20 protein-coding genes are annotated in these 19,879 nt (G+C 75.3%); 12 read left to right on the forward strand and 8 right to left on the reverse strand.

What is annotated here, in order from left to right:
* The first annotated feature begins 27 nt into the window (after positions 1–27).
* From F1544_RS10310 to F1544_RS10320, 3 genes are read left to right on the forward strand one after another with little or no spacing between them, the layout of a single operon-like run.
* Entirely contained in the window at positions 28–627 is a 600-nt protein-coding gene (locus F1544_RS10310) for a TetR/AcrR family transcriptional regulator (RefSeq protein ID WP_167584941.1), read from the forward strand.
* A gap of 32 nt (positions 628–659) precedes the next feature.
* Complete coding sequence (locus tag F1544_RS10315) at positions 660–1,178, forward strand: GNAT family N-acetyltransferase (protein ID WP_167584943.1); 519 nt, start codon at positions 660–662, stop codon at positions 1,176–1,178.
* A gap of 37 nt (positions 1,179–1,215) precedes the next feature.
* Positions 1,216–1,797: a histidine phosphatase family protein gene (locus tag F1544_RS10320; protein WP_167584945.1), complete on the forward strand. Its 582-nt coding sequence runs from the start codon at positions 1,216–1,218 to the stop codon at positions 1,795–1,797.
* A 32-nt stretch (positions 1,798–1,829) separates the two neighbouring features.
* Here the strand turns inward: F1544_RS10320 and F1544_RS10325 are convergent, their stop codons facing one another.
* Both F1544_RS10325 and F1544_RS10330 read right to left on the reverse strand, forming a co-directional pair.
* Complete coding sequence (locus tag F1544_RS10325) at positions 1,830–2,618, reverse strand: nucleotidyltransferase domain-containing protein (protein WP_167584946.1); 789 nt, start codon at positions 2,616–2,618, stop codon at positions 1,830–1,832.
* 74 nt (positions 2,619–2,692) lie between these two features.
* On the reverse strand, positions 2,693–3,490 hold the full coding sequence (locus tag F1544_RS10330) for a DeoR/GlpR family DNA-binding transcription regulator (RefSeq protein ID WP_167584948.1): 798 nt from the start codon (positions 3,488–3,490) through the stop codon (positions 2,693–2,695).
* An 80-nt stretch (positions 3,491–3,570) separates the two neighbouring features.
* On the opposite strand from F1544_RS10330, the gene F1544_RS10335 reads away from it, so the two are divergent.
* On the forward strand, positions 3,571–3,819 hold the full coding sequence (locus F1544_RS10335; protein ID WP_167584950.1) for an NUDIX hydrolase: 249 nt from the start codon (positions 3,571–3,573) through the stop codon (positions 3,817–3,819).
* Positions 3,816–4,922: a LacI family DNA-binding transcriptional regulator gene (locus F1544_RS10340; protein ID WP_167584952.1), complete on the forward strand. Its 1,107-nt coding sequence runs from the start codon at positions 3,816–3,818 to the stop codon at positions 4,920–4,922. The genes F1544_RS10335 and F1544_RS10340 overlap by 4 nt, the downstream gene beginning before the upstream one ends.
* Here F1544_RS10340 and F1544_RS10345 read toward each other — a convergent pair.
* A complete protein-coding gene (locus tag F1544_RS10345) occupies positions 4,849–5,589 on the reverse strand; it encodes a hypothetical protein (RefSeq protein ID WP_308469992.1) in 741 nt (246 codons plus the stop codon). The genes F1544_RS10340 and F1544_RS10345 overlap by 74 nt on opposite strands.
* Positions 5,590–6,041: 452 nt before the next feature.
* Between F1544_RS10345 and F1544_RS10350 the strand changes: the two genes are divergently transcribed.
* The 3 genes from F1544_RS10350 to F1544_RS10360 all read left to right on the forward strand — a co-directional run bounded on the left by F1544_RS10350 (position 6,042) and on the right by F1544_RS10360 (position 9,217).
* Positions 6,042–6,305 (forward strand): hypothetical protein, encoded by a 264-nt coding sequence (locus F1544_RS10350; protein ID WP_167584956.1) that lies wholly within the window; start codon positions 6,042–6,044, stop codon positions 6,303–6,305.
* 459 nt (positions 6,306–6,764) lie between these two features.
* On the forward strand, positions 6,765–7,601 hold the full coding sequence (locus tag F1544_RS10355; protein ID WP_167584958.1) for a hypothetical protein: 837 nt from the start codon (positions 6,765–6,767) through the stop codon (positions 7,599–7,601).
* Positions 7,602–7,756: 155 nt separating this feature from the next.
* A complete protein-coding gene (locus F1544_RS10360) occupies positions 7,757–9,217 on the forward strand; it encodes a hypothetical protein (protein WP_167584960.1) in 1,461 nt (486 codons plus the stop codon).
* Positions 9,218–9,360: 143 nt separating this feature from the next.
* Here F1544_RS10360 and F1544_RS10365 read toward each other — a convergent pair whose 3' ends face one another.
* The 3 genes from F1544_RS10365 to F1544_RS10375 form a co-directional block, all read right to left on the reverse strand.
* Positions 9,361–10,185: an SDR family oxidoreductase gene (locus tag F1544_RS10365; protein WP_167584962.1), complete on the reverse strand. Its 825-nt coding sequence runs from the start codon at positions 10,183–10,185 to the stop codon at positions 9,361–9,363.
* Positions 10,186–10,278: 93 nt separating this feature from the next.
* Complete coding sequence (locus F1544_RS10370; protein ID WP_167584964.1) at positions 10,279–11,028, reverse strand: NAD-dependent epimerase/dehydratase family protein; 750 nt, start codon at positions 11,026–11,028, stop codon at positions 10,279–10,281.
* Positions 11,029–11,064: 36 nt separating this feature from the next.
* On the reverse strand, positions 11,065–11,829 hold the full coding sequence (locus F1544_RS10375; protein WP_167584966.1) for a TIGR03089 family protein: 765 nt from the start codon (positions 11,827–11,829) through the stop codon (positions 11,065–11,067).
* Between the two features lie 56 nt (positions 11,830–11,885).
* Between F1544_RS10375 and F1544_RS10380 the strand changes: the two genes are divergently transcribed.
* Positions 11,886–14,147: a hypothetical protein gene (locus F1544_RS10380; RefSeq protein WP_167584968.1), complete on the forward strand. Its 2,262-nt coding sequence runs from the start codon at positions 11,886–11,888 to the stop codon at positions 14,145–14,147.
* Between the two features lie 24 nt (positions 14,148–14,171).
* Here F1544_RS10380 and F1544_RS25825 read toward each other — a convergent pair whose 3' ends face one another.
* Entirely contained in the window at positions 14,172–14,918 is a 747-nt protein-coding gene (locus F1544_RS25825) for a class I SAM-dependent methyltransferase (protein WP_308469993.1), read from the reverse strand.
* Positions 14,919–15,101: 183 nt separating this feature from the next.
* Here F1544_RS25825 and F1544_RS10390 point away from each other — a divergent pair, with 183 nt between their 5' ends.
* The 3 genes from F1544_RS10390 to F1544_RS10400 are packed head-to-tail and all read left to right on the forward strand — an operon-like array spanning position 15,102 to position 19,085.
* Entirely contained in the window at positions 15,102–16,040 is a 939-nt protein-coding gene (locus tag F1544_RS10390) for a glycosyltransferase family 2 protein (RefSeq protein ID WP_167584970.1), read from the forward strand.
* Positions 16,037–18,070, forward strand: a complete 2,034-nt coding sequence (locus tag F1544_RS24295) for a glycosyltransferase (protein ID WP_167584972.1) — start codon at positions 16,037–16,039, stop codon at positions 18,068–18,070. Before F1544_RS10390 ends, F1544_RS24295 begins: the two co-directional genes overlap by 4 nt.
* A 1-nt stretch (position 18,071) precedes the next feature.
* Complete coding sequence (locus tag F1544_RS10400; RefSeq protein WP_167584974.1) at positions 18,072–19,085, forward strand: lysylphosphatidylglycerol synthase domain-containing protein; 1,014 nt, start codon at positions 18,072–18,074, stop codon at positions 19,083–19,085.
* A 22-nt stretch (positions 19,086–19,107) separates the two neighbouring features.
* On the opposite strand, the gene F1544_RS10405 is transcribed toward F1544_RS10400, so the two are convergent.
* Positions 19,108–19,875, reverse strand: coding sequence for a FadR/GntR family transcriptional regulator (locus F1544_RS10405; RefSeq protein ID WP_167584975.1), 768 nt, complete (start codon positions 19,873–19,875; stop codon positions 19,108–19,110).
* Between the last annotated feature and the right edge of the window lie 4 nt (positions 19,876–19,879).

The raw sequence follows: 19,879 nt of genomic DNA on the forward strand, positions 1-19,879 counted from the left end.
TGCACACTGCTGTGCAAGGGTGTGGGGATGCAGGTCGAACCGGCCCGGGCCCGATCCGTGAGCGACACGCGCAGCCGCATCCTCGACGTCGCCCGCGAGGTCCTGGGGCGGGACCCGAGCGCGGGCATGGGGGACATCGCCGCTGCTGCCGGGGTGGTGCGGCGCACCGTCTACGGCCACTTCCCGACGCGCGGGGACCTGGTGCGGGACCTCACCCGGAGCGCGGTCGGCGAGATCACCGCCGTGGTCGCCGAGGTCGACGCACCCGACCGGGACGCCGACGCGGTGTGGGCCGACGTGGTCGCCCGCCTGTGGCCCCTGGCGCACCGCTACCGCGTCCTCCTGGCCCTGCGGCGCGGGGAGCACGGCGACGAGATCCACGTCCTCCTGCGGCCGGTCGACGACGTCCTCGCCGGACTCGTCCGACGGGGCCAGGACAGCGGGGTGTTCGGGCGGCACCTGCCGGCCGCGGTCGTCAGCCAGATCGCCTGGTCCACGGTGTTCACCCTCGCCGGGGACGGCGTCGCGGACGGCGCCCTCGACGTCCGCGCGGCGACGATCACCAGCCTCCTCGTCCTGGGCGTCCCCGGGGGGCGCGCCACGGCACTGGCCGCTCAGGACGGGTGACGTCCCCAGGGTCACGTCCCTAGGGTCGGCGGATGATCGAACTGGTGACGGAGCGGCTGCGACTGAGGGGTTTCACCCCCGACGACGTGGCGGCGGTGCACGCCTACGCCGGCGACCCGGAGGTGTGCCGCCACACCGACTGGGGACCGAACACCCCGGCCCAGTCCCAGGCGTTCGTCGACGAGGTGTGCGCCGCCTCCGCTCCCGGGCAGCCCGGGCCGACGACGTGGGCGGTGACGGCGACGGGGGAGGTGGTCGGGGCGTGCTCCGTGGAGGTCACCAGCGCGCAGCACCGCCGCGGGGTGATGGGCTACGTCGTCGCCAGAGAGCACTGGGGCCGGGGGTTCGCCACCGAGGCCGCGGCGGCGGTCCTGCGTTTCGCGCGGGAGGACCTGGCCCTGGCGCGGGTGGAGGCGACCTGCCGGCCGGGCAACGTCGCCTCCCAGCGCGTGCTGCGCAAGATCGGCATGCAGCAGGAGGGGCTGCTGCGCTCCCACCTCCTGATCCGCGGACGGCGCGAGGACAGCCTGCTCTTCGCCGCGGTCGACTGAGCGGCCGTCCCGCCGCCTGCTCTGACAGGCTGCCGCCGTGCAGGTGCACGTGGTGTCCCACCCGGAGGTGGAGGTCGACCCCGCCGTCCCCGTGCCGCAGTGGGGCCTGTCGGAGGCCGGGCTGGCGCGGTTGGAGCGGCTGCTGGACCTGCCGTGGGTCCGTTCGGCGTCGTTCGTGGCCTCCAGCGCGGAGCGCAAGGCGCTGCAGACGGCGCAGGCCGTGGCCGGGGTCAGCGGTCGCGCCGTGCACGTGGACGACGAGCTCGGGGAGAACGACCGCAGCGCCACGGGTTTCGTGCCGCCGTCGCGGTTCGAGGCGCTGGCCGACGCCTTCTTCGCCGAGCCGGAGCGCAGCGTGCGCGGCTGGGAGACGGCGGCCGTCGCGCAGCAGCGCGTCGTGCGCGCGGTGGACCGGGTCCTCGCCCGCGCCGCAGCGGTTCCCGGCGCGCCCGGGGACGGTGGGATCGTGATCGCCACGCACGGCGGTGTCGGCACGCTGCTGCTGTGCGCCTTGCGCGGCGTGGCGATCGACCGCCGCCTCGACCAGCCCGGCCAGGGCAGCTGGTACTGCTTCGACAGCGAGACGCGGCACGTCCCGCACGGGTGGCGGCGGTTCTGAGGTTCGCGTCCGCGCCGCCCGACGGTCGGACGTCAGGGGCGCAGGAGCAGCAGCCCGTCGCCCCAGTCGTCGATGACCTCCCTGGTGCGGTGGTGACCGCCGGCGGCGTCGTGGGCCGCGCACCCGGCGTCGACCCGCGCGAAGGTGTCGCGGAGCGCGCCGGGGTCCCCGTCGAGGGTGCGTCGCAGCAGGGGGAGCAGCACGTCCGCCGGCCAGTCCGGCAGCGGGTGCTCGCGCAGTTCCCAGGGCAGGTACTTGTGGTACGGCCTGACCCGCCCCGCGAGGGCGAAGACGACGTCGAGCAGCCACGGCATCGACTCCGCCGCGTCCAGTCGGCACTCCAGCGGCTGACCGTCCCGGTCGGACTTCACTGCTCGGTAGGCGTAGTTCAGCCAGCCGTCCAGACGGCTGTGCTCCACCAGGACGGCGTCGACCTCGTGCGGTGTGAGCGTCGCCTGTCGCTGCAGCGCAGCCGGTACGCGGCCGCCGGTGCGGTCCAGCAGCGTGGGGACCCACGCGAAGGACCAGCGGAACCACCACCCTCGCGACCCGAAGGCGGGTACCCGTTCCAGTTCGGTCAGGGTCACGGGCAGCTCGTCGAGGGTGGCCGAGCGGGCGGCCGGTCGCCGCTGCGCCGCGTCGTCGGTGAGCACCACGTAGACGTCGAGGTCGGACCGTGCCGTGGCCACGCCGCGGGCAGCCGATCCCGACAGCACCAGACCGAGGAGATCGGCGCCGTGCTCGGCCTGGTTGCGGTCGGCCAGGTCGATGAGGAGCGCCCGCTGGTCCTCGGTGAGGTGGTCCGGCAGTTCCAGTTCCATCGGTCCTCCTGGTCGAGCCGGACAGCGACGGTGCTCGTGCAGGCTGACACACCGCTTCCCGCCCGGACGGTGGTTCAGGTCGGGAGCCGGTCCTCGGTTCCCTGCGGCCCGGCGGGATCGACGACCACGACGGCGGTGGGGTGCTCGCGCCACTGCTCCGCGACGTCGCCGACGTCGGTGACGAGGACGTCGATCGCTCCCGGTGGCAGCACCAGGTGCGTGGCCGTCGTGTTCAGCTTGGTCCGGTCGGCGAGCACCGCCACCTGCCGCGCGCTGCCGGCCATCGCCACCTTGACGGCGGCGTCGCGGGCGTCGACCGAGGTGGCCCCGGCCTCGGGGTCCAGCGCGCAGGTGCCCAGGAAGGCCCAGTCGGCGCGGTACCGGTCCACCCCGGCGACGGCGGCGGGACCGGTGAGGAAGCGCGAGTGGCGGTCCCACTCGCCTCCGGTGACGTGCAGGGTGATGTCGGAGTCGGCGTCCAGGGTTCCGGCCACGTCCAGCGAGTTCGTCACCACCGTCAGCGGACGCACCTGGCGCGCGGACAGCAGGGCCTGGGCCAGGCTCAGGACGGTGGACCCGGCGTCGAGCACGATCGTCTGCCCGGGGCGCACCAGCTGTGCCGCAGCGGCTCCGATCGCCTGCTTCGCTCCGACCGCGACGTGCTCGCGGGCGCTCCAGGACATGCGGGCCGGGTCGAGGCTGACGGCCCCGCCGTGGGTCTTCTGCAGGTGCCCCTCGGCGGCGAGCGCACGGAGGTCCCGGCGGATCGTGTCCTCGGCGACGTCCAGCTCCTGCGCCAGGGCGCCGACCTCCACGCGCCCCTCCCGGCGCAGCCGGACCAGGACCTGCTCCCGGCGTTCCTTGGTGAACATGACCCCAGCATCCCACACCACCGCCGACTTGAGCCGAAATTGTCTTGACTGAGCCGACTTGCGCCGATCTACTGGCGACCATGCCTCACCCCCTCGTCGAGGAGGACCCTCGAGGCGCCGGCTTCGGCGCCCCCTCCTCTGCGCCCGCGTCGACGCACCCGCTGCTCGGCACGTCCTGGACGCGCGTGGACGTCGACGCGGCGGCGCTGCCGCTGACCGAGGGGCAGGCCGTCCGGTTCCACACCCTCGCGCAGATCCGGCTCCTGCGGCTGGGGTACGAGGACAACGCCGTCCTGGAGGACTTCTCCGCCCGCAGGAACCGCACGTGAAGCACGACGCGCAGGCACGGTCCCACCGCCCGACCCCGGGCACCGCCACCCTGGCCGACGTGGCGCGGGTAGCCGGGGTGTCGGCGAGCACGGTCTCCAAGGTCGTGCGCGGCCTCCCCGGCACCTCACCCGGACTGCGTCGCCGGGTGGTCGAGGCGGTCGAGGAGCTGGACTACCGCCCGCACCCCGCCGGCCGGGCCCTGAGCACCGGTTCCGCCGTCCTCGCCGATCCGGTCACGATCGCGGTTCCCACGCTCATGAGCAGCTACTACCGGAGGCTCGCCGGGCACCTCGTCCGCGGTGCCGCCTCGGCCGGCCTGCGCAGCCGGATCGTGCAGACGGACGGTTCGCGGGAGGTCGAGGCCGACCTCCTCGCCGCGAGCGTCCAGCACGGCTCGCCCCTGCTGCTGGCCCCCTGGCACGTGGACCCGCACCGGTCTTCGTCAGGAGGTGCGACGTCGGCCGTCCTGCTCGCCGACCTGGACGCGTGGGAGGACCTGGACCGTGTCGGGACGGACTCCGCCGGCGCCGCCGACCTCTGCGCCACCCACCTGCTGCACCAGGGCAGACGCCGCCTGGCCTTCGTCGGCGCCGGTGGTGGGGGAGTTCCCGCCGCCGCGGCCCTGCGCGAGCCGGGTTTCCACGCGGCCCACCGACGCCACGGGTTGGAGGTACCCGCGGGGCGGACGCGCTCCCTCCCCGAGTGGACGGCGCAGCACGGTGCCGCCGCCACGACCGCACTGCTCCGGGAGGATCCCGGGATCGACGGCGTCGTCGCCGCCAACGACCAGATCGCGGTCGGAGTGCTGCACGCCCTGCGCTCCTCGGGACGGCGGGTACCCGACGACGTCGCCGTCACCGGCGTCGACGACGACGACGTGGCCCGGAACAGCACTCCCGCGCTGACCTCCGTCGCCCTGCCCGTTCCCGAGATGGCCGACGCAGCCTTCGAGCTGCTCACCGAGAGGCTCGCGGGTTCCGGTGGACCCGCCCGGGTGCGGCAGTTCCCCGGCCGCCTCGTCGTGCGGCTCAGCTCGGCAGATCGACACCGTCCCGGAGCAGAGCCACGCCGGCCACCGGATCGCCCGGCGCGTCCACGCTGACGTCGAAGACGTGGTCGGCGACGGTGCCGCGCCAGGCCAGGCGGGTCTCGCCGCGAGTCGAGTACTGGACTCCGAGCGGGTCCCCGTTGCGCCAGGTCAGCCGGGTGACGTCCGCCCGGGGTGGTTCAGCGGTGGTGGGGGCGCTGGAGGGCTGCGCGATGGATCCGCCGTACAGGATCGTCATCCACACCAGCCCCTCCGCGCGAGCCTCGTCGAACGGCGTGCGGTCCAGCGTCACCCCGGGTGGCACGTAAGCGATCTTGATGCCGTGGACGTCGGCGGCGGGGTCAGCTGCGGGCGGGGGAGGGGTGGCCGCCGACGGCACCGGGTGCTCGAAGAGGGTGGAACCCTCCGCACTGCCGCACGAGGCCGTGAACCCCCGCTCCTCCAGGGTCGGGAAGGTCGGCATCTCGATGCCGAGGTGGTCGGTGACGTCCTCGCACGCCAGGGAGGTGCCGATGAGGTCCTCGACGCTGCGCAGCAGGGCCAGCGGGTCGCCGCGGGGAGAGAGCGTGGGGCGGGCCAGCGCGGCGACGGCGGTCTCCTGCGCGGGGGTCAGGACGAGGGCGGGATCGCCGTCCCGCTGCGTCGGTCCCGTGCTCGTCGGGCCGAGGCCGCAGCCGGTCAGGGCGCTGAGCGCCACACAGAGGCCGGCCGCGACCCGCACGCCTCGTCGTCGCTGCCGCACACGCACCCCTCTCGTCCCCGACCTTGACCCGGACACGGTGACGCACGCGCCCACGTCGCTGACGGTACGGGTCGACGTCGGAACTGGTCGTGTGAACTCGCGAGGGTGATCACTCCCAGCACTGCAGGTGCAGCAGGCTCCCTCGCCTGGTTGATGTCCCGCCCGGCTGTGGCCTGGGCGATCGTGGGAGCAGAGAGCATCGCGGAACTGCGCGCCAACGCTCGGCTGCGGAGGTCGAGCTCACCCCGACCCGGCTGGACGCCGACTCTGCCCGCACCGCCGACCTCGTGCGCTGCGCCGCCGCCCGCGCTCCCCAGTTCTCGTGCCAGTCTTCCCTCGTGGGACATCGCATGTATCGGTCAACCGCCGGAGGTCATCTGCCTGCTCGTCGGGGCCGGTTGACGGTCTCTCAGGAGGCCGAGGACCGGTGGGTGGCTGAGCTGGTCGACGAGGGCACGCTCAGGACCTTCACTGGCTCGCGCGAGGAGGTGCTCGTGTGGGGGATGGTCGAGATGCCCTACGAGGCCGTCGTGCTGGACCCGGTGCTTGGTGAGCGGTCGTTCTCCGGCTGGGCGCGAGAGGTGAAGGCGGAGGTCGCGCCGACGCGTCCTGATGGTGCCGACGTTCCTGGTGCGGTGATCGCCGAGATGTACGCGGGTGGCGGACCGACCGCTGGCTTGGAGGGGCGCGGCTAGGACTCCACCGTGGCGTCAGACGTTGCGCACCAGCTGGAGGTGCGGGTTCGCCAGCATCGAGGCGACCGGCACGGTGCCTGGTCGCCTGCTCCGGGGCCGGCCGGTACTGGGCAGCGGGTCAACATCGACGCTGTCGTCGGATTGCTCGTCTTCCTCGCTGTGCTCCTGTCGCGAGGCACCGGCGCTGCCACACCGGTTGCCCCCATCCGTGTGGACGCGGTGGCAGCGTGTCGTAGGAGCGCGGCATGCTGAACACAGCCCCGGTGATCGCCGGAGGGCGCACCGGAGCAGAGGGGAACGCACGGTGGGCATTGCCTGGATCGAGGCGGTCCGGTTGGCGAGCGAGAACCGCGGCCAGCAGGAGGAGCTCGAGGACCGCAGAGCCGCGCTGATCAGTCGGGCGCAACGGGAGAGCCAGGCGCAGGAGCAGCGCCGTCGTGAGGTCACGAGCAGGTTCTCGTGCCCTTCCGCGATGTCTTCGCCCGGCTGAAGAACATCGACCTCGCCGAGCTGGCCAGCGTGGCCCTGCCCACCCCCGGGCAAACCCCGGAGGTGGAGGTCACCCAGGTGCGGCTCAGTGCTCTGCACACCGTGGGCGGGCTCGCCGGAGGACTCGGCGTGGGGGCGGGAGCCGGGGCAGGAGCCTTCGCCACCGTCGGCGCCTTCGCCGCGGCGTCCACCGGCACTGCCATCTCGGGACTCACCGGGGCCGCCGCCACCAGTGCGACCTTGGCGTGGCTCGGCGGGGGCTCGCTCGCGGCCGGCGGCTACGGCGTCGCCGGGGGCACCATCGTCTTGGGCGGTCTGGTGGCGGCACCAGCGATCCTCGCGACGGTCGGGGTCGTGGCCTGGCAGGGGCGGCGCCACCGCCGCCTTCGTCAGGGGGACGCCGAGAAGCTCGCTGCCGCCGACGTCGACATGGCCCGCGCCGAGGAGCGAACCGCCGCGGTTGTCCGCCGCAGCAGGCAGGTCCGCGCGCTGCTGTCGGATCTGGAGGCCGAGGCTGGCGACCACCTGCAGCGGTTGCGCGGTCTCGTCGACGCCGAGGCCGACTACGCCCTCTTCACCCCGGCCCAGCGGGCACAGGTGGCGACAACGGTGTCGATGATGACGACGACGATCTCAGTCATGGCCACTCCGTTGGCTGACGCCGACGGCGCGGTCACCGACCTGTCGGGCCAGGTCGTCGACGACACTTGCCAGCGCCTGCAGAGCCTTGCCGACGAGCGCACCGCCGCGACAGGCACTGCGACCTCCGCTGATGCAGTCGGCTCGACCAGTACGGAGTCGTCGTGAGCCAAGACGCCCCTGGGTCTTCCGGGGAGGACGTCGAGCGCCCAGGTGTCAGCGACGTCGGTGTCGCTGCACCCTCCGGTGCGTCAGGTCGTCGAGGCCGCCGGGTCCTCCGGGTCGGAGCACGATCTGGGGCACAGGCTGCGGCATGGGCGCTGGTGAACGCCGCGACACAACGGGCAGCGGCGCAGACCGCGGAGGCTCTGCGGATCGAGAAGATCGCCCAGCAGGTCGCCCGGCGCTACCAGAACGTCGGCGTGCCCCAGCGTGCAGGGCACCTGTTCGAGGTGATGCACGAACTGTCGTTCAATCTGGATGCCATCGCCAAGGGCTCGAAGATCCGCGCCGCCACCACCGAGTGGGTTGCGGGCGGTTCCCAGAGCGCCGCGGCGGACTTGCACCTGAGCGAGGGTGGGCGGCTGCTGGCCGCTGCCCAGGCGAAGCTGATGAGTGATGACATGACCGCCGCGCGCAGCATCGTCAACGGCCGCTACGAGGGCATGCAGCGCCTCATCCCGGGCGATCAGTTGGAAGCCGTCAAGCGAATCCTCACCAAGCGCTTGAGCTTGAACCCCGAAGGCCTCCGCTTCACCGACTACGCCGACGCCGAGGCCCACGTCACCGCCACGCTCCACGCCGAGGACGCGGGCCTGCGCAGGGGGTTCCGAGTCCGTGGGGGTGACGTGAGCAGCGCCCCAGTCTCCACGACGGAGGCTCGCAAGGGCGCCATGGATGCCACCAGCTGGGGCAAGGACCGGGTCCACCAGGCGGGCGTTCACCAGGTCAAGACGGCGATGACCGCGGGCGCTGTCACGGGCGCTGCGCTCGCGGGTGTCGTGGAGGCGGCCAAGCAGACCGCCCGGGTCCGGGCGGGGGAGACGTCTGCTGCGGCCGCGGCCGCCACCGCGGCGGGCGCTGCGGCGATGGGTGCCGTACGCGCCGCCTCCGTCGCGGGTCTGGGGGAAGCGATCTCGGTCGCCGTCGCTGCCAAGACCTTGCCGGCGTTGCTGGGGAAGGGATCCACCCCGGCGGCGATGGCCGGTGCGGTCGCCGACATCGCTGGAGCAGGTGTCGCCTTCGCTCGCGGGGAGATCGACGCCTCTGAACTCGCCGAGCGCTGCTGCGAGACGGCGCTGCAGACCGTCCTGGTGGGGGTGTGTGGGGCGTTGGCGCAGACTGCGATCCCGGTACCCGTCGTCGCCGGCCTCGTCGGGGGGCTGGTCGGTCAGACCGCAGCGATCCTCATCAGCCAGGGGCTGCGCGCCGCACTGAGCGCTGCGGCACCTGGCGGTCTCCCCGCCGACGAGTCCGTCGACGCGGACCTCCTCGCGCTCCTGGAGGACGAGACCGCTTGCGCCATCGCCACGGCGATGCTGCTCGGCGAGACCGAGCGGGCCCTCGGGGACGCCCGCGACGCCTACGTCAGCGCCACTGTCGGCCCGCTGTTGGACGAAGCCCTGAACGCGATCACCAGCGCCAGCCCGGAAGAGGCGCTGAAGCGGCTGGGCGAGGCTACAAGGTGTTTCGACGGGCAGCCGCTTTTCGTGACGGTGGATGAGTTCGACGCCTGGATGGCGGACCCGACGACTTCGCTGACGATGAATCCCAACTGGCTCTGACGGTCGCACCGCCAACCGGGTCTGCACCCCCGCGGTCGCAAACCGCAGTCGCCCCGTCGACAACGACGTGGTGGCGGGCGGTGCGGCCGCGAGAGCGCGGGCCTGATGCTCCCTCGCCCCGGCCCCGAGCCCCTGCCGCCGCCTCAGCCGTGGGCGGCCTTGGACAGGTGCTCCCACTCCCGCCAGGTGGCCAGGCGGGACTCGTAGTCGGCGGTGGCGATGGCCAGCGGCCCGTCGCCGAAGAACACCCGCAGCGGCGGGTTCTCGGCGTCGACGAGCTCCAGCACGGCCGCCCTCGTCGCGGTGGGGTCGCCCGGGCGGGACATCCGCTTGGCCCGGAGCTCCGCGGCCTTCTCGCGGTACGCGTCGTAGGCCGGCAGCGCCGTGGCGTGCTTCGCCGACGCCCCGCCCCAGTCGGTGGAGTACCCGGTGGGCTCGATCAGCGTGACCTTGATCCCGAAGTCGGCCACCTCCTGGGCCAGGGACTGCGAGAAGGCCTCGAGCGCCCACTTCGAGGCGTTGTACATCCCGATGTTCGGGAACGCGGAGATCCCGCCGATGGAGGACACCTGCAGCACGTGCCCGCTGCCCTGCTCGCGCATCCCGGGCAGGACGGCCTGCGTGACCCACAGCGCCCCGAACACGTTGGTGTCGATCTGCGCCCGGGCCTCGGCCTCGCTGATCTCCTCGACCATCCCGAACTGGCCGTAGCCCGCGTTGTTCACGGCGATGTCGATGCGCCCGAACCGCTCCCGCGCCTGCGCCACGGCGGCGAACACCGCGTCGCGGTCGGTGACGTCCAGGCTGATCGGGAGGACGGCGTCGCCGTGCTCGGCGACCACGTCGTCCAGGCTGGCCGCGTCGCGCGCGGTCGCCACGACCGTGTCACCGCGCTCCAGGGCGGCCAGCGTCCACTCGCGGCCGAAGCCGCGGGAGGTTCCGGTGATGAACCAGGTCTTCGCGCTCACGTCGTGTCCCGTCGTCAGAGTTCCGTCGTCACAGTTCCGTCGTCCTCGTCGGTGCCAGCACCGGCCCGGCGCCGGTTGTTCCGGTCGCGGTCCTCAGAGGACGCAGGTGGTGACGGCGCGGCCGTCGTCCTCGACGTCGCCGGCGAACACCTCGGAGTCCAGACGGGGTTCGTAGCCGAGGTCGCGGCGGGCCGCGGTGAGGTCCCAGCGGTTGCGGGTGTTCGCCGAGACGCCGGGGTAGACGCCGGACGTCACGTCGGCCTCGAGGGCCGCCACCACGAGGCGGCGCAGGTCCTCGGGCCCGAGCCAGCCCGTGAGCTGGCTCGACTGCGTCGGCCGTTCGACGGTCGCCCCGAGCCGCAGGCCGATCGTCGACGGCCCGCCGTGGGCCGCGTGGACGCCCGCGAGCGCCTCGTCGAACGCCTTCGTCGCCCCGTACGCGCAGCAGGGCGCGGGGGCCCAGGTGGGGTCGATCGGGAACCGGCCCGCCGACTCGTAGCGGCCCATGGCGTGCACCGAGCTCGCGTAGACGACGCGCCGCATGCCGTGCTCGCGGGCCGCGCCGAGCAGGGCCGCGAACCCGTCGACGTTGGGGCCCTCGAGGTCGTCCCACTCCGCGTCCGGGCGCGGGTCGCCCGCGAGGTGGACGACCGCGTCGACCCCGGAGACCGCGCGCGCCAGCAGGTCCCGGTCGGTGAGCTCGCCGACGACGACCTCGGCGCCGCCCGCCTCGTCCGGTGCGGCGCGGTCCAGCACCCGCAGCCCGAACCCGGTCAGCCCGGGCAGCAGCTGCTGCCCCACGCTGCCCGCCGCACCCGTCAGCAGCACCCGTCGCGCGTCCACGCGCCCATGCTGGCCCGGCGTCGGCGCGCCCGCCCGTCAGGCGGGCTGGACCTGCGTGACGCGCTCGGTGTCGCGCACGTGCTGGCCGAGCGCCTCCAGGTCCGGGACCAGGACGACGGAACCCGCGCGGACCCAGGCGGCGAGCGCCGAGCCGACCACCGCGGCCGGGGGCGCGGACGTCAGCAGCCGGACGCCGACGCTCCACGCGGCCCCGGCGGCGAGGGCGTCAGCGAGGAGGTCGGCGTGGGCCACGGTCGTCGCGCCGGCCACCAGCGCCGGGTCGGTCGGCAGCGGCTGCGCGAGGGGGGAGTGGTGGTCGCCGTAGCCGGTGATGGTGCGCGCGTAGTCCAGGACCCCGTCGGGGAGGTCGTCGCCGAAGGCGCGCGCCAGCGGGGCCAGGGCCACGGCCACGGTGTCCGTCCCGGTGGACGCGCTGCGCCGCAGCACCTCCGGCGTCGCGCTGACGAGGACGTCGACGTCGGTCGCGCCCGTGCGCAGCCCCTCGCCCAGCACCACGCCCGCGCCCGTCGACCACGTCGCGAGCTGCAGCACGAGGGTGCGCCAGTGCGTCGGCAGGTCCAGGCCCACGGTGCGGCCGGGGCCGACGTCGAACTCCTCCTCGAGGAGGTTGGCGGTCTTGGCCACCCAGGTGCCCAGCACGCGGGCGGACAGCTCGATGCGCTCGCCCGTGCTCGCGTGCTCGGCGGCGTACCAGGTCAGGCGCGGCGTCCCGGGGTCGTCCGCGACGAGCCGCTGGAGGAGGGCGGGCACGGACCGGGGCGCACCGGGCGGGAGGGACACGCGGGACACCGTACGGGCGGGGTGCGGTGGAGACGGCACCCACTAGCGTCCCGTCCGTGCCCGACCGCCCCCGTCCCGCCGACCCGCGTCCCGCCGACCCGCGTCCCGCCGCCGACGACGGGCGCCACGCGTGGGCGGGCGTGCTGCTGACGCGGGTCCCGGTCGTGCTCGCCGCCGCGGTGGCGGCCGTCACGGCGATCGCGGTCCCGCTGGTGCTGCTGGACCTCTGGACGCCGGTGGTGGCGGTGCCCGTCGTCGTCGTGGCCGCCGTCCTCGCGGGGCGCCTCGCCTGGGGGACGCCCGTGGTGGCGTCGCCGCGCTGGTCGGCGCTGCTCAGCGCGGGGATCGCCGTGGCCGGCGGGGTGTGGGCGGGCCTCACCCACGCCGAGCACGTCGTGCTGCGCCGCGACGCGGGCTCCCTGGCGCTGTACGCCCACCACCTCGCGACGGCCCACGGCCTGCCGGTCGACCCGTCGCTGGCGGCCCTCGGGGGCGCGGCCGTGCTGGGCGACCCGAACGTCAGCCTCGCCAGCCCGGCGTTCTACCAGGTCGGCGACGTCGTCGTCCCGCAGTTCCTGCTCGGGGCGCCGGCGCTGTTCAGCCTGGGGGAGTGGGCGGGCGGCTGGACGGGCCTGCTGCTGGTGCCCGCCGTCCTCGGGGCGTTCGGGCTGCTGGCCGTGGCGGGTCTCGCCGCGCGCCTCGTCGGCCCCCGCTGGGCCCCGCTGGCCGCGGCGACCCTGGCGCTCGCCCAGCCCGTGCTGCACGCGGCCCGCTCCACCTACTCCGAACCGCCCGCGCTGCTCGTGCTCGCCGCGGCCGCGTCGCTGCTGGTCGCCGCCACGGTGCGGGGCACCGCGGCCACCGCGCCCACCGACCGGCTGAGCGCGGCCCGCCTGGGCGGGGCCGCCGGGCTGCTGCTCGGCGCGTGCGGGTTCGTGCGCATCGACGCCCTGCGCGAGGACGCCCTCGTGCTGCCCGTCATCGCGGTCCTGCTGGCGCTGGCCCACCCCGCCGCCCGCGCCCTGCTCGCCGGAGTCCTCGTGACCACGGTGCTGTCCGCGCTGGCCGCGGTCGCGACGTCGCGGCCCTACCTCGCGACCATCGCGGGCTCGCTGGTCCCGCTCGTCGGCGCCCTCGTGGCGCTCGCGGTCGTGTCCTGGCTGGGGGTGCGGCTCGCGCGGCGGGGCGTCCTCGCCCGGCGCCGCTGGCTGACCTCGACCCGGCTCGGGCCCGTCCTCGCGGCGGTGCTCGCGCTCGTCCTGCTGGCGCTCGGCACGCGGCCGCTGTGGCTCGTCGTGCGCCAGGACCCGCAGGACTCCGGGAGCCGGCTCGTCGCGGCGCTGCAGCTCGCGCAGGGCCTGCCCGTCGACGGCGGCCGCACCTACGCCGAGCACAGCGTCGACTGGATCTCCTGGTACCTCGGCTGGCCCGCCGTCATGCTCGCGGGCGTCGCGGCCGTCGTCCTGCTGCTGCGGCTCGTCCCCGCCCTGCAGGGCCGCACGCCGCTGCCGGGGTGGACGGCGCCCTACGTCGTCGCCGTCGGGTCGCTGCTGCTCACGCTGTACCGCCCCGGCATCACGCCCGACCACCCGTGGGCCGACCGCCGGTTCGTGCCGCTCGTGCTCCCCGCGGTCGTGCTGCTGGCCACTGCGGCCGTCGCGTGGGGCGTGCGGGAGCTGCCCCGGCGCATCGCGCAGGTCCTGCCCGGCAACCCGCGCGACCGCAGCGAGGAGGTGACCGTGACGCTGACGCCGGGGGAGCCCGCCGTCGAGACGCGGACCGTCCGCTACCGCACCCCCGCAGCGGTTCCCGGGGTCCTGGCCGCCGTCGGCGGGATCGTCCTGCTGCTGCCCGCCGCCCTCGCCACGGCCCCCCTAGCGGGGCAGCGCACCGAGCGCGGCGAGGTGGCCGCCGTCGCGGGCGCCTGCCGGTCCTTCGCGCCGGGCGACGTGGCCCTGGCCGTGGACCCGCGCTCGCGCAACGAGTGGCCGCAGGTGCTGCGCGGCACGTGCGGCGTGCCGTCCGCCTCGATCGTCGTGCCCACCTCGGTCGGGCGGGCCGGGACCCCGGAGTACGCCGCGGCCCTGCGCACGGCCGTCGAGCGGCAGGCCGCCCGCGTGCGGGCCGCGGGCGGCCGGCCCGTCCTGGTGGCCGCGGGCGGTGACGCCGCCGCGGAGGACACGCTCGCCGCCCTCGGCGGCACGGACCTGCGCCGGGTCAGCGACCTGCGGACCCCCGAGGACGAGCGGGTCCTCACCACCCGCCCCGACGGAGCCCAGGTCATCGACGTCGACCTCTGGACGGCGCTCGCCCCCTGACCGCGGTGCGGGGGCGCGGTGCCGTCAGGTCGTGCGCGTGCGCGAGCAGCGCGTCACGTACGCCATCTCCAGGACGCCCACCTCGTCCAGCCGCGCCTGCGCCTGCGTGCGGACGTCGTCGAGGACGGCGCTGCGGCGCGGCTCCTCCAGGGTGATGACCCAGCTGCGCGACGCCGTGAGGTCCATCAGCTCCTCGAGGGTGATGACCTGCGTCCACGTCACGTCGTGGCGCTCGACGGGGCCGAAGGGCGGGCCGACGACCGGGGCCATGCTGCGCAGGTGCTCCTCACCGGCCTGGGGGAGCAGCCGGTCCAGCCGGGCGATCCACGGCACGCTCGCGTCGCGCACGTTCCACAGCAGCCCGAGGGTGCCGCCGGGGCGCAGCACGCGCGCGACCTCCGGGGCCGCCGTGCGGGGGTCCACCCAGTGCCAGGCCTGCGCGGCCAGCGCGGCGTCGACGCTCGCGTCCGGCAGCGGGACGTCCTCCGCGGTCCCGGCGACGAGCTCGACGTCGGGCAGCACGGCGCGGAACTGCGCGCGCATCCCCTCGGTGGGTTCCACGGCCACGACGTCGAGGCCGCGCCCGACGAGGGAGCGCGTGAGCTTGCCCGTCCCCGCGCCCAGGTCGAGGACCCGCCGGGCGCCCTCGGGCAGCAGCCAGTCGAGGGCGGCGGCCGGGTAGGTGGGGCGACCGCGCTCGTAGGCGGCGGCCGCGGCGCCGAAGGACCGCGACTGGGCCCGGCGCCGCTCGGCACTGCGTTCGGTGTCCACGCGCGCGATCCTGCCAACGCGGCGGCGTCCGCGGGAGCCCGGGGGAACGTCACCGCCCCGGGTCGCCGGCGGTGACCGCCCGTGGAGGACGTGTGCAGAGGGCGTGACGGGGCCCGCGGCGGTCGGCGCGGCAGGCGCGCGGGGACGGCTCCCCGCCCGGCGGCTGGGTAAGCTCCACCCGCCATGCCTCCCGAACACCCGCTCACCGACAGCGCCCCGTCGGCACCCACGGCCACGCCCGTCGCGACCATCGTGCTGCCCTGCTTCAACGAGGAGGCGCACGTCCTCGCCGAGATCCAGCGCATCAGCAAGGCGATGGACGACGACGGGATGCCCTACGAGCTGCTCGCGGTGGACGACGCGTCCACGGACGACACGCTCGCCGTCCTGCGCCAGGCCGAGCGGGAGTTCCCGCACCTGCGGGTCGTCGCGTTCCGCCGCAACGGCGGTTCCGGCACGGTGCGGCGCATCGGCACGCAGATGGCGCGCGGCGAGATCGTCGTGTGGACCGACGCGGACATGACGTACGAGAACGACCGGATCCCCGAGCTGATCCGCCTCCTGCTGGCCGACGACACCTACGACCAGGTGGTCGGCGCCCGCACCACGGAGGAGGGGTCGCACAAGGCCCTGCGCGTGCCCGCGAAGTGGGTGATCCGCAAGGTCGCGGAGGTCCTCGCCAAGCAGCGCATCCCCGACCTGAACTCGGGGCTGCGGGCGTTCCGCAAGGAGGTGTCGCTGCCGTACCTGCGGCTGCTGCCGCCCGGGTTCAGCTGCGTCACGACGATCACGCTGGCGTTCCTGTGCAACCAGCACGACATCAAGTACGTCCCGACGTCGTACGCCAAGCGCGCGGGCGTGTCGAAGTTCCACTTCGTCAAGGACGCCTACCGCTACATCCTGCAGGTGCTGCGGATGGTCATGTACTTCGAGCCGCTGCGCGTGCTCATGCCGCTGGCGCTGTTCCTGTTCGGCCTGGGCGCCGTCAAGGCCGTCACCGACATGGTCCGCCACCTCTTCTACTTCCCCGCGAACACCGTGCTGCTGCTGGTCTCCGGGCTGCTCATCGGTTCCGTCGCGCTGCTGGCCGACCTCGTCGTGCGCTCGCGGGACTCCACGTGAGCCACCTCGCGGCCCCGCCCGCCGACGAGACCGTCCCCGGGGACGGCGGCACGACCGGCGAGCGCCGCAAGGTCGTCGTCGTCGGGCCCGCGCACCCCGCCAAGGGCGGCACGGTCGCCCACACGACCGAGCTCGCCCGCCACCTCTCCCGCGACCCGCAGGCCGACGTCGCGCTGGTGTCGTGGTCGCGGCAGTACCCCGCCGTCCTGTACCCGGGGGAGCGCGAGGTCCCCGGCGGCCGTCCCGAGGTCGCGGAGTTCGTCCCGACGACCCGCCCGCTGGCCTGGGACTCGCCCGCCTCTTGGCTGCGCACGGGCCGCCGGATCGCCCCGGCCGACCTCGTGGTCCTCGTGCACGTCGTGCCGTTCCAGGTGCCGGCGCTGCTCGCGGTCCTGGCCGGCCTGCGCACCGCGGGCTCCCACGCCCGCACCGTCGTCGTCGCCCACAACGTCCTGCCGCACGAGCCCCGCCCGGGCGACGCGCTGCTCGTCGGTCGCCTGCTCGCCAGCGTCGACGGCGTCGTCGTGCACTCCCAGGCCCAGGCCGAGCTGGCGCGCGCGCACGGCGCCCGCCACGTCGAGGTCGCCGACCTCCCGCCCCACCTGCCCGGTGGCGCGCCGCTGACGGGCGAGGCGGGCTCGCTGGTGCCCCGCGACGGCGGCGTCCGGCTGCTGTCCCTCGGCGTCGTGCGCGACTACAAGGGCGTCGACCTCCTGCTCGAGGCGCTGCACGACGTCCCCGGCGCCCGGCTGACCATCGCCGGTGAGCTGTGGGGCGACGCGGGCCGCCGCGTGCTCGAGCTCGCGGGCGACCCGGCGCTGCACGGCCGCGTCGAGGTGCGCCCCGGCTACGTGCCCGCCGCGGAGATCGCGGAGCTGCTCGCGACCCACGACGCGCTCGTGCTGCCCTACCGCTCGGCGACGGCCTCGCAGAACGCGCTGCTCGCCTTCGCCCACGGCCTGCCCGTCGTGGCCACCGCGACGGGGTCCTTCCCCCAGCAGGTCACCGACGGCGTCGACGGGATCCTCGTCGAGCCCGGCAGCGTGCCCGCCCTCGTCGAGGGCCTGCGCCGCCTCGCCGACGGCGGCCTGCAGGTGCTGCGCGACGGCGTCCGCGCCCCCGACCCGCACGCCCCGTGGGCCGCCTACCTCGACGCCGTCGCCGCGGCCGCCGAGGGCGGCACCCCGGCCGCCCCGCCCGGCGGCCGCCTGCTCGAGGTCGCCAAGCGCGGCGCCGAGCACGCCCTGTGGACCCGGGTCGGCGTCCAGCGCCGCGTCGGGGAGGTCCTCGGCGCCCGCGACCTGGCCGCCCCGCCGTCCCTGCGCGCCGTGCCCAGCGGCGTCCCGCGCACCGGCGTCCTGCAGGACACCGCCGAGGTGGCCGACGCGGTCGCGCAGACCCGGCGCCTGCGCCTGCCCGCGCACCCCGACGCCCCGAAGAACTGGGATGCGCTCGGCGCGGTGGCGGCCGTGCTCACCCTCGCCGACGACGGTTCGCGCACCGCCCGCGTCCTGGACGCCGGCAGCGCCCGCTACTCCCCGGTGCTGCCGTGGCTGCGGCTGTACGGCCTGGGCCACGAGCGCGGCGCGCTCGCCGGCATCAACCTCGAGTTCGGCGCGACCGTGCACCGCGACGGGGTGGAGTTCCGCCACGGCGACGTCACCGCCACGGGCCTGCCCGACGCCTCGCTCGACGCCGTGACCTGCATGTCCGTCATCGAGCACGGCGTCCCGGTGCAGCCGTTCCTCGCCGAGACCTCGCGCGTCCTGCGCCCGGGCGGGATCCTCGCGCTCTCGACCGACTACGACCAGGACCCGCCGGACACGACGGGCATCACGGCCTACGGCGCCCCGGTGCGGATCTTCAGCCCCGCGGACTTGCGCGAGATGACGGCGCTCGCGGACGAGGTCGGCCTCGACCTCGTGGGCGAGCTGGACGACGAGGTGCTGTCCCACGCCGAGCGCCCCGTGCACTGGAAGCGGACCGGCCTCGACTACACGTTCGTCCTGCTCACCTTCCGCAAGCGCTGACGTGCGGCTGCTGCCGCGGGTGCTCGCGGCCCTGCGCTCACCCGTCGTGCGCGTGGGCTTCCTCCTGCTCGCCCTGGCGCTCGCCGTCGTCTACGTCGTGCGCGACGCCGACGCCATCGCGGCCGCGTGGTCCCGCCTCGACCCGGGCACCGTCGTGCTCGCGCTCGTGCTGTCGCTCGGCAACGTCGCCCTGTCGGGGGCGTCGTGGCGCGCCGTGCTGGCCGACCTCGGCTCCCGGCTCGGCTGGCGGGCCGCGGCCCGCGTCTTCTTCGTGGGCCAGCTGGGCCGCTACATCCCCGGCACCGTCTTCCAGTTCGTGGCCCAGGCCGAGCTCGCGCGCGACTACGACGTGCCCCGGCGGCGCACGGCGTCAGCGCTGGTCGTGGCCCTGCTCGTGTCGATGACGACGGCGCTGATGCTCGTCACGGGCGTGCTGCCCGTCGCGCTGGCGGGCCGCGGCGACGGCTCGGGGGCGGACCTCACGGGGTGGGCGTGGACGGGCTGGCTGCGCTGGCTCACACCCTTCCTGCTCGTGCTGCTGGTGCCGCGCGTGCTCAACCCGCTGCTCGGCGTCCTGCTGCGCCTGGCCCGCCGCGACCCCCTGGAGCACCCCGTCACCTGGCGCGGGCTGCTCGCCGCCGCGCTGTGGGCGCTCGCGTCGTGGGGCTCGGTCGGGCTGCAGGTCTTCGTCCTGGCCTCGGCCGTCGGCGGCGGCGACCTGGGCGCCGGCCGGCTGCTCGCCCTCGCGGTCGGCGGGTACGCCCTGGCCTGGGCCGTCGGGTTCCTCGTGGTCCTCGCCCCGGCCGGAGCGGGAGCGCGCGAGGTGGCGCTCGCGGCGCTCGTCGGGCTCGGCACCGGCAGCGGGGGAGCGGCCGTCGTCGTCCTCGCCTCGCGGGTGCTGCTGACGGTGGCCGACGTCCTGCTCGCGCTGGCGGCGCTGCTCACCGCGCGCGGTGCGCTGGCACGGATCCGGACCGCCTCGGCGGCCGGCGGGGCCCCGCATGACCCCGCCTAGCGCCGGACGTCGTCCCCGCGGCTCAGGCGCGGGCCGGCACCGGCCCGGGGGGCGCGACGTCGCCGGCCTGGCCGACGCGGCGCCCCGCGGTCCGCATGTGGCTGCTCATGGCCGCCGCGGCCGCGGCGGGGTCCGCCGCGACGACCGCCTCGAGCACCGCGCGGTGCTCCCGGCACGCCGTCAGCGCCTGCTCCCCGGTCTGCAGCCGCCGCTCGGACCACACGCGCAGCAGCGAGCGGATGGTCCGCAGCAGGTCGCCCATGACCGCGTTGCCGGCCGCCTGGGCGAGGTGCTGGTGGAAGGCGGCGTCCGCCTCGATGAAGGCGGGCAGGTCGTCGGTGGCGGCCTCCATCGCCGCGAGGTCCGCCCGCAGCGCCGCGAGCGTCGCGTCGTCGCTGCGTCCCGCGGCCAGCACGGCGGCCTGCACCTCCAGACCCGCGCGGACCTCCGAGAGCTGGGTCGTGTGGTCGGCCGAGAGCATCAGCCCCCAGCTCAGCGTGGTCGGCAGCAGCTCGGACATGCTGTCGCGGATGTAGGTGCCGGACCCGGGCCGCACCTGGACCAGGCCGAGGATCTCCAGCGCGGCGAGGGCCTCGCGGACCGCGGAGCGGCCCACGCCGAGGCTCTCCGCGAGCTGGCGCTCCGGCGGCAGGCGGGACCCGGCGGCAAAGGTGCCGCCCGCGATCAGCGTGGTCAGCTGGCGCGCGACCTCCGCCACGGCCGAGCCCGGGGCCACGGCGCGCAGCTCCGGGTCGGTGCGGGCGGGGTCATCGGCGCGGAAGACCGGCATGCGG

It is taken from the genome of Kineococcus rubinsiae (assembly GCF_011839805.1).
Taxonomy (GTDB): Bacteria; Actinomycetota; Actinomycetes; order Actinomycetales; family Kineococcaceae; genus Kineococcus; species Kineococcus rubinsiae.

Bases quoted from the DNA above. Each gene is read 5' to 3' on its own strand.
- F1544_RS10310 (WP_167584941.1), top strand. From the start codon at position 28: ATGCAGGTCGAACCGGCCCGGGCCCGATCCGTGAGCGACACGCGCAGC.
- F1544_RS10315 (WP_167584943.1), top strand. From the start codon at position 660: ATGATCGAACTGGTGACGGAGCGGCTGCGACTGAGGGGTTTCACCCCC.
- F1544_RS10325 (WP_167584946.1), bottom strand. From the start codon at position 2,618: ATGGAACTGGAACTGCCGGACCACCTCACCGAGGACCAGCGGGCGCTC.
- F1544_RS10330 (WP_167584948.1), bottom strand. From the start codon at position 3,490: ATGTTCACCAAGGAACGCCGGGAGCAGGTCCTGGTCCGGCTGCGCCGG.
- F1544_RS10335 (WP_167584950.1), top strand. From the start codon at position 3,571: ATGCCTCACCCCCTCGTCGAGGAGGACCCTCGAGGCGCCGGCTTCGGC.
- F1544_RS10390 (WP_167584970.1), top strand. From the start codon at position 15,102: ATGCCTCCCGAACACCCGCTCACCGACAGCGCCCCGTCGGCACCCACG.
- F1544_RS10405 (WP_167584975.1), bottom strand. From the start codon at position 19,875: ATGCCGGTCTTCCGCGCCGATGACCCCGCCCGCACCGACCCGGAGCTG.